Source organism: Pseudomonas sp. NY15374, from assembly GCF_048068255.1.
GTDB classification, from domain to species: Bacteria; Pseudomonadota; Gammaproteobacteria; order Pseudomonadales; family Pseudomonadaceae; genus Aquipseudomonas; species Aquipseudomonas machongensis.
In genome coordinates this window covers 31472-43478 of sequence record NZ_JBLUPZ010000017.1, presented here as the reverse complement: position 1 = coordinate 43478, position 12007 = coordinate 31472, and the positions used below count along the sequence as shown (strand labels likewise).

General features: G+C 65.1%; 12 protein-coding genes. 9 read left to right on the top strand and 3 right to left on the bottom strand.

The features are described 5' to 3' along the window. Positions 1-37 precede the first annotated feature (37 nt). The 6 genes from ACNFHO_RS25930 to ACNFHO_RS25905 all read left to right on the top strand — a co-directional run bounded on the left by ACNFHO_RS25930 (position 38) and on the right by ACNFHO_RS25905 (position 7168). Positions 38-1495: a gamma-aminobutyraldehyde dehydrogenase gene (locus ACNFHO_RS25930; protein WP_323453056.1), complete on the top strand. Its 1458-nt coding sequence runs from the start codon at positions 38-40 to the stop codon at positions 1493-1495. 84 nt (positions 1496-1579) lie between these two features. Next, positions 1580-2725 (top strand): putative ABC transporter substrate-binding protein YdcS, encoded by a 1146-nt coding sequence (gene ydcS, locus ACNFHO_RS25925; protein WP_054895268.1) that lies wholly within the window; start codon positions 1580-1582, stop codon positions 2723-2725. Between the two features lie 209 nt (positions 2726-2934). Continuing rightward, positions 2935-3960: an ABC transporter ATP-binding protein gene (locus ACNFHO_RS25920; RefSeq protein ID WP_112899210.1), complete on the top strand. Its 1026-nt coding sequence runs from the start codon at positions 2935-2937 to the stop codon at positions 3958-3960. A 1-nt stretch (position 3961) separates the two neighbouring features. After that, positions 3962-4912, top strand: coding sequence for an ABC transporter permease (locus tag ACNFHO_RS25915; RefSeq protein WP_054895266.1), 951 nt, complete (start codon positions 3962-3964; stop codon positions 4910-4912). Then, positions 4902-5708, top strand: a complete 807-nt coding sequence (locus ACNFHO_RS25910) for an ABC transporter permease (RefSeq protein WP_063546171.1) — start codon at positions 4902-4904, stop codon at positions 5706-5708. The genes ACNFHO_RS25915 and ACNFHO_RS25910 overlap by 11 nt, the downstream gene beginning before the upstream one ends. A gap of 35 nt (positions 5709-5743) precedes the next feature. Then, positions 5744-7168 carry a gamma-aminobutyraldehyde dehydrogenase gene (locus ACNFHO_RS25905; protein ID WP_416767813.1) on the top strand — a complete coding sequence of 475 codons (1425 nt, stop codon included), beginning with the start codon at positions 5744-5746 and terminating at the stop codon, positions 7166-7168. A 237-nt stretch (positions 7169-7405) separates the two neighbouring features. On the opposite strand, the gene ACNFHO_RS25900 is transcribed toward ACNFHO_RS25905, so the two are convergent. Both ACNFHO_RS25900 and ACNFHO_RS25895 read right to left on the bottom strand, forming a co-directional pair. Further along, positions 7406-7867, bottom strand: coding sequence for a hypothetical protein (locus ACNFHO_RS25900; protein ID WP_054895259.1), 462 nt, complete (start codon positions 7865-7867; stop codon positions 7406-7408). Between the two features lie 132 nt (positions 7868-7999). Next, entirely contained in the window at positions 8000-8944 is a 945-nt protein-coding gene (locus tag ACNFHO_RS25895) for a helix-turn-helix transcriptional regulator (RefSeq protein WP_063546169.1), read from the bottom strand. 177 nt (positions 8945-9121) lie between these two features. On the opposite strand from ACNFHO_RS25895, the gene ACNFHO_RS25890 reads away from it, so the two are divergent. From ACNFHO_RS25890 to ACNFHO_RS25880, 3 genes are read left to right on the top strand one after another with little or no spacing between them, the layout of a single operon-like run. Continuing rightward, complete coding sequence (locus ACNFHO_RS25890; RefSeq protein WP_063546168.1) at positions 9122-9568, top strand: hypothetical protein; 447 nt, start codon at positions 9122-9124, stop codon at positions 9566-9568. Positions 9569-9571: 3 nt separating this feature from the next. Further along, a complete protein-coding gene (locus ACNFHO_RS25885) occupies positions 9572-10222 on the top strand; it encodes a hypothetical protein (protein ID WP_063546167.1) in 651 nt (216 codons plus the stop codon). Continuing rightward, on the top strand, positions 10215-10841 hold the full coding sequence (locus ACNFHO_RS25880; protein WP_204360748.1) for a hypothetical protein: 627 nt from the start codon (positions 10215-10217) through the stop codon (positions 10839-10841). The genes ACNFHO_RS25885 and ACNFHO_RS25880 overlap by 8 nt, the downstream gene beginning before the upstream one ends. 214 nt (positions 10842-11055) lie before the next feature. On the opposite strand, the gene ACNFHO_RS25875 is transcribed toward ACNFHO_RS25880, so the two are convergent. Further along, positions 11056-11973, bottom strand: a complete 918-nt coding sequence (locus ACNFHO_RS25875) for a LysR family transcriptional regulator (RefSeq protein WP_112899206.1) — start codon at positions 11971-11973, stop codon at positions 11056-11058. Positions 11974-12007: the final 34 nt, after the last annotated feature.

Genomic DNA, 12007 nt, shown 5'->3' with positions numbered 1-12007 from the left:
CATGCACGACGACACGAAAAAAAGAAGAAGTCCGAAAATGCCCACCAGTCTTCCGCTGTACAGCGCGCAGTTGATCGATGGCCACCTGGTTGCCGGGGAAGGGCTGGTCGAGCCCATCGTCAACCCGGCGACCGGCGAGTTGGTGCTGAGTGTCGGCGAAGCCTCCCTCGAACAGCTTGAGCGCGCGGTACAGGCGGCCCAGCGCGCCTTTGCCGGCTGGTCGCGCACGACCCCTGCACAACGCGCTGCCACCTTGCTCGCCATCGCCGACGCCATCGACGCCAATGCTGACCTGCTTGCCCGTCTCGAGGCGCTGAATTGCGGCAAGCCCCTGCACCTGGCGCGCCAGGATGATATTCCCGCCACTGCCGACGTGTTCCGCTTCTTTGCCGGGGCCGTGCGCTGTCAGCAGGGCCAGCTCACTGGCGAGTACGTCGCCGGGCACACCAGCATGGTGCGCCGCGACCCGGTTGGCGTGGTGGCGTCGATCGCGCCATGGAACTACCCACTCATGATGGCCGCCTGGAAGATCGCCCCCGCCCTGGCCGCAGGCAACACCGTGGTGTTCAAGCCGTCCGAACACACGCCGCTGTCGATCCTGGCTCTGGCGCCGCTGCTGGTCGATATCCTGCCGCCTGGCGTATTGAACATCGTCTGCGGTGGCGGCGAGGCGGTCGGCAGCCATCTGGTCGGCCATCCCAAGGTGCGCATGGTGTCGCTGACCGGCGATATCGTCACCGGCCAGAAGATCCTCCAGGCCGCTTCGCGCACGCTCAAGCGCACCCACCTGGAACTCGGCGGCAAGGCCCCGGTGATCGTCTGCGACGATGCCGACCTGGAAGCCGTGGTGCAGGGCATTCGCACCCATGGTTACTACAACGCCGGGCAAGACTGCACCGCCGCCTGCCGCATCTACGCCCAGGCTGGCATCCACGACCGGCTGGTGGCCGCACTGGGCGACGCGGTGGGCAATATCCGCTTCGCCCGCAAGAAAGACGCCGACAATGAGATCGGCCCGCTGATCAGCGCCCGCCAGCGCGACCGCGTGGCCAGCTTCGTGGAGCGTGCCCTGGGCCAGCCGCACATCGAGCGGGTGACCGGTGCCGCAGTGCATTCGGGCCCCGGCTTCTACTACCAGCCTACGCTGCTGGCCGGCTGCCGCCAGCAGGACGAGATCGTCCAGCGCGAGGTGTTCGGGCCGGTGGTCACCGTGACCCGCTTCGAACACCTGTCCCAGGCGCTGGACTGGGCCAACGACTCCGAATACGGCCTGGCCTCCTCGGTGTGGACGCAGAACCTCGACAAGGCCTTCCAGATCGCCAACCGCCTGCAATACGGCTGCACCTGGATCAACACCCATTTCATGCTGGCCAGCGAGATGCCCCATGGTGGGCTCAAGCGCTCCGGCTACGGCAAGGACTTGTCCAGCGACTCGCTGCAGGACTACAGCGTGGTGCGCCACATCATGGCGCGTCACGGCGAGCTGCTCGACTGACACAAGAATCCGCTGGCGCCGCCAGGGACGTTGTTCGCTTGATACTGCCCCCGACAATAGAAAGAACAATTTGGGAGATGAACGATGTACAAGACAGCGTTGCTCAGCGGGCTCGCCACCGCGCTCCTGGCCAGTGGCAGCCTCCAGGCCGCCGAAGCCCTGAAGGAAGTCGGCAAGGGCGAGGGCCAGCTCGATATCGTCGCCTGGCCGGGTTATATCGAACGTGGCGAGTCGGACAAGGCCTATGACTGGGTCAGCAAGTTCGAGCAGGACACGGGTTGCAAGGTCAACGTCAAGACCGCTGCCACCTCCGACGAGATGGTCAGCCTGATGGCCAAGGGTGGCTACGACCTGGTCACCGCTTCGGGCGATGCCTCGCTGCGGTTGATCTATGGCAAGCGTGTACAGCCGATCGACCCGAAACTGATCCCCAACTGGAAGAACCTCGACCCGCGCCTGCACGACGCGCCCTGGTACACCGTCGATGGCAAGACCTACGGCACGCCCTACCAGTGGGGCCCGAACCTGCTGATGTACAACACCAAGGTGTTCCCCGCCGCACCGGATAGCTGGAAAGCCGTATTCGAGGCCGAGAACCTGCCCGATGGCAAGCCGAACAAGGGCCGTGTGCAAGCCTACGACGGCCCGATCTACATTGCCGACGCCGCGCTCTACCTCAAGGCGACCCAGCCGGCGCTGGGCATCAGCGATCCGTACCAGCTCGATGAAAAGCAGTACGCCGCCGTGCTCGACCTGCTGCGCAAGCAGCACGCCTTGATCCACCGTTACTGGCACGACACCACGGTGCAGATGAGCGACTTCAAGAACGAAGGCGTCGCCGCGTCCAGTGCCTGGCCTTACCAGGCCAACGCGCTCAAGGCCGAGGGCCAGCCGATCGCCACGGTATTCCCGAAGGAGGGCGTCACCGGGTGGGCCGACACCACCATGCTGCATGTCGAGGCCAAGCATCCCAACTGCGCCTACAAGTGGATGGACTGGTCGCTGCAGGACAAGGTGCAGGGTGACGTGGCGGCCTGGTTCGGTTCGTTGCCAGCGGTGCCGCAGGGCTGCAAGGCCAGCGAATTGCTGGGCGCCGAGGGCTGCAAGACCAACGGTTTCGACCAGTTCGACAAGATCGCCTTCTGGAAGACCCCGCAGGCCGAGGGTGGCAAGTTCGTGCCCTATAGCCGCTGGACCCAGGACTACATCGCGATCATGGGCGGGCGCTAGGCCTGGTTGTTGTGAGAGCCGGCATGTGGAAGCGGGCTTTGTGGGAGCGGGCTTGCCCGCGAACACCGGCAAAGCCGGTGCCATTCACCGCGGTGTTCTTTTCGCGGGCAAGCCCGCTCCCACAGAAAGCCGCTCCCACAAAGGCCACCTCCACAAAGGCCACTCCCGAAGGTCCGCCCCCGATAACTTCCAGTCCCGGAGCCTCCACCATGCCCCCAGCCGTCCAGTTCACCCAGGTCTCCCGTCAGTTCGGCGAGGTGAAGGCCGTCGACCAGGTGTCGATCGACATCCAGGACGGCGAATTCTTTTCCATGCTCGGCCCCTCGGGCTCGGGCAAGACCACCTGCCTGCGCCTGATCGCAGGTTTCGAGCAGCCCAGCGCCGGCTCCATCCGCATCCATGGCCTCGAAGCCGCCGGCCTGCCGCCCTACCAGCGTGACGTCAACACGGTGTTCCAGGACTACGCGCTGTTCCCGCACATGAACGTGCTGGACAACGTCGCCTATGGCCTGAAGGTCAAGGGTGTGGCCCGCACCGAGCGCTTGCAGCGTGCCGAGCAGGCGCTGGAGATGGTCGCCCTCGGCGGTTATGGCACGCGCAAGCCAGTACAGCTTTCCGGCGGGCAGCGCCAGCGTGTGGCCCTGGCCCGCGCGCTGGTCAACCGTCCGCGGGTGCTGCTGCTCGACGAGCCGCTGGGGGCGCTCGACCTCAAGCTGCGCGAGCAGATGCAGGGCGAACTCAAGCGCCTGCAACGCCAACTGGGCATTACCTTCATCTTCGTCACCCACGACCAGAGCGAAGCGCTGTCGATGTCCGACCGCGTCGCGGTATTCAACAAAGGGCGGATCGAGCAGGTCGACACCCCACGCAACCTGTACATGAAACCGGCCACCGCCTTTGTCGCCGAATTCGTCGGCACCTCCAACGTGTTGCGTGGCGAACTCGCCAGCCAACTGGTCGGTGATGCCCGGCCGTTCTCCATTCGCCCAGAGCACATTCGCTTCGCCTTGGGCGAACGGGGAGCCAGCGACGTGGAGGTCAGCGGCCTGCTGCACGATATCCAGTACCAGGGCGCCGCAACGCGCTATGAGATCCGCCTGGACAATGGCCAGCACCTGAGCCTGAGCCAGGCCAACAGCCAGTGGGGTGACGGCCCGGCCAGCCACCAGCCGGGCCAGCGCGTCACCGCCCGCTGGGCGCGCGAGGCCATGGTGGCGCTGAGCGAGGGCGTGTGAGATGAGCCTGACCCTCGATGCCACGGCGCCGGTAGTCCGCCACGGCGCCCTGCGCGGGCTGTCCAACCTGCTGTACCGCAAGCCGACGCTGTACCTGTCGCTGCTGCTGGTGCCGCCGCTGCTGTGGTTCGGCGCGATCTACCTGGGCTCGTTGCTGACGTTGTTGTGGCAGGGCTTCTACACCTTCGACGACTTCACCATGACGGTGACGCCGAGCCTGACCTGGGCCAACTTTGCCGCGCTGTTCACCCCGGCCAACTTCGACATCATCCAGCGCACCGTGCTGATGGCCGTGGCGGTGTCCATCGCCAGTGCTGCGCTGGCGTTTCCCATTGCCTACTACATGGCGCGCTACACCAGCGGCAAGACCAAGGCGTTCTTCTACATCGCGGTGATGCTGCCGATGTGGGCCAGCTACATCGTCAAGGCCTATGCCTGGACCCTGCTGCTGGCCAAGGGCGGGGTGGCCATGTGGTTCGTACAACACCTGGGCCTGGAGCCGTTGCTGAACCTGCTGCTGGGCGTGCCCGGTGTGGGCGGCAACACCTTGTCGACCTCGAACCTGGGGCGCTTCCTGGTGTTCGTCTACATCTGGCTGCCGTTCATGATCCTGCCGATCCAGGCCTCGCTGGAGCGCCTGCCGCCGTCGCTGCTGCAGGCCTCGGCCGACCTCGGGGCGCAACCGCGTCAGACCTTCATGCAGGTGATCCTGCCGCTGTCGGTGCCCGGCATCGCCGCGGGCTCGATCTTCACCTTCAGCCTCACCCTCGGCGACTTCATCGTGCCGTCGCTGGTCGGGCCGCCGGGCTACTTCATCGGCGGCATGGTCTACGCCCAGCAGGGCGCCATCGGCAACATGCCCATGGCTGCGGCCTTCACCCTGGTGCCGATCGTGCTGATCGCCGTCTACCTGTCCATCGTCAAACGCCTGGGGGCCTTCGATGCACTCTGAAAAAGCGTCCTGGGGGCTGAAGCTTGCGGCCTGGGGAGGGCTGGTGTTCCTGCACTTCCCGATCCTGATCATCTTCCTGTACGCCTTCAACACCGAAGAGGCCGCGTTCAGCTTTCCGCCGCAGGGTTTCACCCTGCACTGGTTCAGTGTGGCCTTCGCACGCCAGGACGTGCTCGATGCCGTGACCCTGTCGGTGAAGATCGCCGCCCTGGCCACGCTGATCGCCATGGTGCTGGGCACGCTGGCGGCGGCTGCGTTGTACCGGCGTGACTTCTTCGGCAAGGAAAGCATCTCGCTGATGCTGATCCTGCCGATCGCCTTGCCCGGCATCATCACCGGCATTGCGCTGCTGTCGGCATTCAAGACCCTGGGCATCGAGCCCGGCTTCATGACCATCGTCGTCGGGCACGCGACCTTTTGCGTGGTGATCGTCTACAACAACGTCATCGCCCGCTTCAGGCGCACCTCGCACAGCCTGATCGAAGCCTCGATGGACCTGGGCGCCGACGGCTGGCAGACCTTCCGCTACGTGATCCTGCCCAACCTCGGCTCGGCGCTGCTGGCTGGCGGCATGCTGGCGTTCGCCCTGTCGTTCGACGAAATCATCGTCACCACCTTCACCGCCGGTCATGAACGCACCTTGCCGATCTGGCTGCTCAACCAGCTCGGTCGCCCTCGCGATGTGCCGGTGACCAATGTGGTGGCGATGCTGGTCATGCTGGTGACCATGCTGCCGATCCTGGGCGCCTACTACCTGACCAAGGGTGGCGAAGGCGTTGCCGGCAGCGGCAAGTGAACACGCGAACAAGAACCTGAGAAAAGGAGCGCTTCATGCAAACCAAACTGCTGATCAACGGCCAACTGGTCGCCGGTGAAGGCGAGTCGCTCGCCGTGCTCAACCCGGCGCTCGGCACCACCCTGGTGGAAATTGCCGAAGCCACGCCGGCCCAGGTCGACATCGCCGTGCGCGCAGCCGACGCGGCGTTCGAAGGCTGGTCCCAGACCGCCCCCAAGGATCGCTCGCTGCTGTTGCTCAAGCTGGCCGATGCCATCGATGCGCATGCCGAGGAGCTGGCGCGGCTGGAGTCGAACAACTGTGGCAAACCCTACCAGGCTGCGCTGAACGACGAACTGCCGGCAGTGGCCGATGTGTTCCGCTTCTTCGCCGGCGCCAGCCGTGTGTTGCAGGGCTCGGCGGCGGGTGAGTACCTGCCGGGGCACACCTCGATGATCCGCCGCGACCCGGTGGGTGTGGTGGCGTCGATCGCACCGTGGAACTACCCGTTGATGATGGCCGCCTGGAAGCTTGGCCCGGCCTTGGCGGCGGGCAATACCGTGGTGCTCAAGCCGTCCGAGCAGACGCCGCTGACGGCCCTGCGCCTGGGCGAACTGATGGCGGGCATCTTCCCGGCGGGTGTGGTCAACCTGGTGTTCGGCCGAGGCCCGAGCGTGGGCGAGCCGCTGACGACCCACCCCAAGGTGCGCATGGTCTCGCTGACAGGCTCCGTGGCCACCGGTAGCCGCATCATCGCCGGCACTGCCGATACCGTTAAGCGCATGCACATGGAGTTGGGCGGCAAGGCGCCGGTGATCATCTTCGACGATGCCGACATCGATGCCGCAGTCGAAGGTATCCGTGCGTTCGGCTTCTACAACGCCGGGCAGGACTGCACGGCGGCCTGCCGGTTGTATGTTCAGAAGGGTGTGTACCAGGCCTTCGTCGACAAGCTCACGGCGGCGGTGGCGAGCATCCGCCTTGGCGAGCAGGACGATCCCGAGACCGAGCTGGGACCGTTGATCACCCAGCAGCACCTGGAGCGCGTCAGCGGTTTCGTCGAGCGGGCGCGGCAGGTGCCGCATATCCAGGTCACCACCGGCGGCAAGCGCGCCGACCGGGCGGGGTTCTTCTTCGAGCCGACGGTATTGGCGGGCGCGCAGCAGGACGATGAAGTGGTGCGGCGCGAGATCTTCGGGCCGGTGGTGTCGGTGACCGAGTTCAGCGACGAGGCCCAGGCGCTGGAGTGGGCCAACGACTCGGACTATGGGCTGGCGTCGTCGGTGTGGACCCAGGACGTTGGCCGCGCGCACCGGCTGGCGGCGCGCTTGCAGTATGGCTGCACCTGGGTGAACACCCATTTCATGCTGGTCAGCGAGATGCCCCATGGCGGGGTGAAGTTGTCCGGGTATGGCAAGGACATGTCGATGTATGGGCTGGAGGATTACACAGCCATTCGGCATGTGATGATCAAGCACTGATGGGGCATCCCTGGGAGCTAGCCCATTCCCTGTAGGAGCGGCGGTTCGGCGTCCCGACTTGCCCGCGAAAAAGACACCGCGCTGCCTGGCACGGGCTACGCCCGTGTTCGCGGGACCAGTCGGAGCGCCGAACCGCCGCTCCCACAAGGGATTGGGCTGGCCTTAGAGTTTGAACAACACAGTTGTCCCCACAAGGTACTGAGCGGCAGCAGGGGAGAACCCGCATACCGCCTTGAATCAGTTGCTCGGCCGCTGCTTGGTCGCATCCAGCTCGGCTTTCTTGCCTGTGGTCACTTCAGTGATCTTCGCCGACTTCTCGATCGCCAGGTCGAAGGTGTCCTGCATCTTGGCGATGGCGTCGGTCGGCGTGCCGGCCAGGCCGCCCTTGGCCGCCCAATCGAAGTTCCATACCCCGGACAGGTTGTCGGCGCCGGGTACGTCATGGGTTTCGATGGCAGTGAACACATCCGGGTGGCGCTGCATGTATTTCGCCGCATCCGACACATTGGCCGGCACGTTGCCTGACTTGTTGTCGGCCAGCTTGTCGAGTTCGTCCTTGGTGATGGCCGACTTGCCGGTCTGGCGCATGTAATCGGCGATTACCTGGCTCGACTTGGCGGTGTCCAGGCGGTTGTCGAAGGCCGAGCTCGAGGCTTTTGGAGTATTGGACCCGCTACCAGCGGGGGTGATGGTAGACATTGGCGCTGCTCCCGAAACGGAAATGAAGGGGTCGTCTTGATGACGGCTCCGGACGGTAGCATGGGCAATTGGCTAGTATTGTGAGGCTTCACAACGATTCACAACAGCTCACAGCTTTCACAGCGCAGGCGATCACTCCATACCCGGCGGATGCCCGTGGTAGGCCTTGTAGGCGTTGCTGAAATTGGCCGGGTTGGCATAGCCCAGGCGATAGGCGATCTGTGCCACCTGCCATTTGCGTTGCAGCAACAACGTGCGGGCCAGCTCCATGCGCTGCTGGCGCAGGTACTGCAGCATCGACTGGCCGAACACCTTGGCGAAGGCGCGGCGCAGGGTGGTTTCGCCCACCCCTAGCTGTCGGGCCAGCGCCAGGCTGCCGGGCGGGTCGACCAGGTTCAGGTCGAGCAGGCGCCGCGCCTCATGGGCCAGGTCGCGCTGGCCGCGAACCGTCGGCGCAGGCGCCAGCGGACGGTTGCCGAGGTGCGTGGCCAGTTCCACCAGCACGGCGAGGCTCAGGCTTTCCTGGTGCAGGCGCTTGAGCGTGCCGTGGTAGGGCGAATGGTAGAGCTGCTGCAGCAGGCGACCCAGCGCCGGGCAGCGTTCGAAATCGGTGAATTTCATGCCGTCGTCGAGCAACCCGATCAAGGACTGCAGGTGCGGATCTTCCTCGGCCAGTTCGCGCAGATAGTCGGCACCGACGCGCAACCCGGCCATGCGCGCATGGCTGTCGGCGGGCAACTGGTCGAAGGCTTCCATGTGCTCGCTCAGGCCCAGCGCATAGGTCTTGCCGGTGAGGTAGTGGTTGAGCTGGCCGTCGACCCGGTGCTGCCATTGGCCGCTGAGCATGTGCACCAGGCACAGGCTGTCGGGCAACACCTTGTGGATGCGCAGCGGCTCGGGAAATTGCAGGTCGCAGTCGAAGTACTGCAGGTGCGCACGCACGGTGTGGGCGCGGTAATGACCGATCGCACTGCCCATGACGTGGCTGGCGGCGCTGTCGAGGACGCCCGCCTGGGCCAGCGAGCCTGGGCGGTCGAAGCTGAACTGCATGTCCAGGTAAGGGGTCCAGTGTTCCATCTGCCAAGCCTGTCCATAGGGTGTCGTGGCGGGTGGCGGAATGTTAACGCGAACACGCCTCGGGCGTCAGCCATTGTGCGCGACGGCCTGTTTGTTGTGCGCAGCGGCCAGGCCGGTTGGCAGGCTGGCCCATGCCCCTTTCAATACAAGGCCCCAGAATTTCGAGGAGCAAGCAGTATGTCGATTCATCGCAGATGGGCGGCCGGCATGGTCGCAGCGCTGGCGCTTGTGGGCGCCATGGCCCAGGCCGAGGAGCGTCCATCGGTGGCCGAAAAGGTCGTGGCGTATGCCGGCGAGCAGGGCGTGAAGGTCTGGACCCTGCGTATCGGTGAGCGCAGCGCCAACGAGGCGCTGGTGCAGGTCGAGGGCGTCGACCACGACTGGAACATGCGCATCCAGAAGATGAAAGTCGAGAAGACCGACAAGCTGACCCGCTACTACACCACGGTCGACGGCCAGAAGTTCGCTGCATTGGTGATCCAGGGTTCGGACAGCTGGAGCGCCAGCGAACTGTACCTGCCGGGCGAAGCCCAGGCGCTGAAGATCGGCTACTCGCAGGCCCTGTCCGAACAGGGCAACGCCCAGGCGTTCCTGACCGATTACCTCAATGCCCGTAACGAGTAAGCCATGAACACGCCACAACACCCTGATCCCTCCCTTTCTCCCGATGAGTACGGCCAGTCCCGAGCGGCCCAGCGCGACCGCGTGATCGCCGAACTGCGTCTGATGATCGAGCGAGTTCCTGAGCAGACCGAATTCACCAACTCCCGACGCTACAAGCTGTGGGGCCCGATCATGTTGCTGGTATCGCTGGGCATGCTGGCGATGGCCATCAACATGGGGCGAACCGGGCTGACGGTATGCGCTGGCTTCCTGGTCGTGTTTTCCCTGCTCGTCACCTGGCAGCACCGGGACGCGGGCAAGCAGGTGTTCATGCGCCTGACCCGTCGTCAGCTGTTCGTCGATACGCTCGATGCGCCGATCGAAATGGCCGAGGTGCAGGACATCCTGGTCAAGGACGAAGGGCTGCTGACCCTGCAGAAACTCACGCTCGACTCTCACGCCCATCTGCCCACGCACCATGTGGCGAGGTTGCAGGTATTCGGCAACCAGGCCATGGCGCTGAACAAACCCGAGCCGCATGTACGCATCCACTCTGCCGGGCTGATGACCGGTGGGCGCAAGCTGGACTGCGACGAAATCGCTGCGCTGCTGGGTGCCTACCGCGACGCCGCCTGTGCACAGCAGCAACTGGATGCCCTGCAGGTTCATGGCTGACACCGACCGGGAAACCTTGCTGGCCTGGCTCAGGGCTCACGCGGAGGAGTCCTGCAAGCCATGGGCGCTGCACGAATCCTCGCGTGGCAAGGCGCTGGCCTGTGCGTTGCTGGCGTTTTCGCTGGTGTTGGTCGGCGGCTGGCTGGCCAGTTTGCCTACGCAGTGGCAGATGCAATCCGGGCACTGGTTGCTGTGGGGGCCTGGCGTGCTGCTGCTGGTTGCCGGCGTGGCTGGGCTGGCGCTCGCCGAGGGGCTGCGCCGCCGACATGGCAAGTGTGTGTTGAGTGTGACTGACGACTCTGTGCTGTTCGCCAACTCGCACGCGCCGACGCCCTTGTACTGTTTCGATGGGTTCGAAATCTACCAGCGTCATCTGAGCATGACGCTGGTGTTTTCGCTGGCAGCCATCAGCCGTGCACCGCAGCTCGCGCCGGCCTGCTTCAAGTCACTGGTGGCGCCGGATGCGTGGCCAGTGGCCGGTGGCTTGCGGGTGAAGTTGTGGGTGTGCACGCCGGTGGTGGACGGGCGGCGCGTCGATCTGCAGGCGCTGACCGACCGGCTGTATGTCTGCATGGAAGCAGCCCAGGCGCGGCGTACGCTGGGGCAGTTGGGGATGTGATCTTGAGGGAGCTTTGGGGGAACAACTGTCTTGTTCAAGACCCCAACGCCTGCCCAATCCCTGTAGGAGCGGGCTTGCCCGCGAACACGGGCGTAGCCCGTGCCAGGCAGCGCGGTGTCCTTTTCGCGGGCAAGCCCGCTCCCACAAAAGCCCCCCGCAGCTGTGAAGGCAACTGTCTTGTTCAAAATCCAAAGGTCAGTCCAATCGCACAGGGTCACCCGCGAACACCGTCAGCGTCGGTGCCATCCGCTTGCGGCATCAATGTCGCGATCAACGCCCGTACCGTCCCCGGCAATGCATCCAGCTCGCGCACCAGGATGCTGCGCTCACGCACCGCCCACGGCTCATCCAGCTCGATGGTCACCAGGTTCATGGTGTGGCTGTGCCGGATCGCCGAAGACTCGGGGATGATCCCGATCCCCACGCCGGCCTCGACCATCCGGCAGATCGCCTCGAAGCTCGACATCTGGATCCGCAGCGCCAGGCTCTGGCCAATACGCTCGACGTGATCGCGCAAGAAGGTCAGCAAGGTGCTGCCGTCATGCAGGCCGATGTGCTGGTAGGCCAGGGTCTGCTTGAGCGTCACCTGCTTGCGGCCCGCCAGCTCGTGACCGGCCGGCACGATCAGCACCAGCCGGTCGGTACTGAAGCGCATCACCTGAAGCCCGGCCGCCTCCACGGGCCCGGCGATGATGCCCATGTCGCTGCTGCCATCGAGCACCCCGCGCACGATATCGCGTGACAGCCGCTCTTGCAGATCGACCGTCACTCCCGGCCGCTGGGCGAGAAACCCCGCCAGCACTTCGGGCAGGAACTCGGTCACCGCAGTGGTGTTGGCGAAGATGCGGATGTGCCCGGCCGAGTCGGTGCCGAACTGGGTGAACTCGGCCTTGAGGTACTCCACCTGACGCATGATCAGGCGCGCATGGGTCAGCAGTTTCTGACCGGCGGGCGTCAGCTCCACGCCACGGCTGTCGCGGTACAGCAGGCGGGTGTCGAGCTGCGCCTCGAGGGCCTTGATCCGCGCGCTGGCTGCGGCGGGGGAGAGAAACGCACGGCGCGCACCTTGGGTGAGGCTCGGCGATTCGCCGATGTGGATGAAGAGCCGCAAGTCAGCCAGGTCGAAGTGCATGGGGGAGTCCTGTCGTAGCAGAGGCGTTCGGCAT

What these genes read in the sequence shown, in the direction of transcription:
- ACNFHO_RS25930 (WP_323453056.1), top strand. Translation starts at nt 38, where the DNA reads ATGCCCACCAGTCTTCCGCTGTACAGCGCGCAGTTGATCGATGGCCAC.
- ydcS (WP_054895268.1), top strand. Translation starts at nt 1,580, where the DNA reads ATGTACAAGACAGCGTTGCTCAGCGGGCTCGCCACCGCGCTCCTGGCC.
- ACNFHO_RS25920 (WP_112899210.1), top strand. Translation starts at nt 2,935, where the DNA reads ATGCCCCCAGCCGTCCAGTTCACCCAGGTCTCCCGTCAGTTCGGCGAG.
- ACNFHO_RS25915 (WP_054895266.1), top strand. Translation starts at nt 3,962, where the DNA reads ATGAGCCTGACCCTCGATGCCACGGCGCCGGTAGTCCGCCACGGCGCC.
- ACNFHO_RS25910 (WP_063546171.1), top strand. Translation starts at nt 4,902, where the DNA reads ATGCACTCTGAAAAAGCGTCCTGGGGGCTGAAGCTTGCGGCCTGGGGA.
- ACNFHO_RS25905 (WP_416767813.1), top strand. Translation starts at nt 5,744, where the DNA reads ATGCAAACCAAACTGCTGATCAACGGCCAACTGGTCGCCGGTGAAGGC.
- ACNFHO_RS25900 (WP_054895259.1), bottom strand. Translation starts at nt 7,867, where the DNA reads ATGTCTACCATCACCCCCGCTGGTAGCGGGTCCAATACTCCAAAAGCC.
- ACNFHO_RS25895 (WP_063546169.1), bottom strand. Translation starts at nt 8,944, where the DNA reads ATGGAACACTGGACCCCTTACCTGGACATGCAGTTCAGCTTCGACCGC.
- ACNFHO_RS25890 (WP_063546168.1), top strand. Translation starts at nt 9,122, where the DNA reads ATGTCGATTCATCGCAGATGGGCGGCCGGCATGGTCGCAGCGCTGGCG.
- ACNFHO_RS25885 (WP_063546167.1), top strand. Translation starts at nt 9,572, where the DNA reads ATGAACACGCCACAACACCCTGATCCCTCCCTTTCTCCCGATGAGTAC.
- ACNFHO_RS25880 (WP_204360748.1), top strand. Translation starts at nt 10,215, where the DNA reads ATGGCTGACACCGACCGGGAAACCTTGCTGGCCTGGCTCAGGGCTCAC.
- ACNFHO_RS25875 (WP_112899206.1), bottom strand. Translation starts at nt 11,973, where the DNA reads ATGCACTTCGACCTGGCTGACTTGCGGCTCTTCATCCACATCGGCGAA.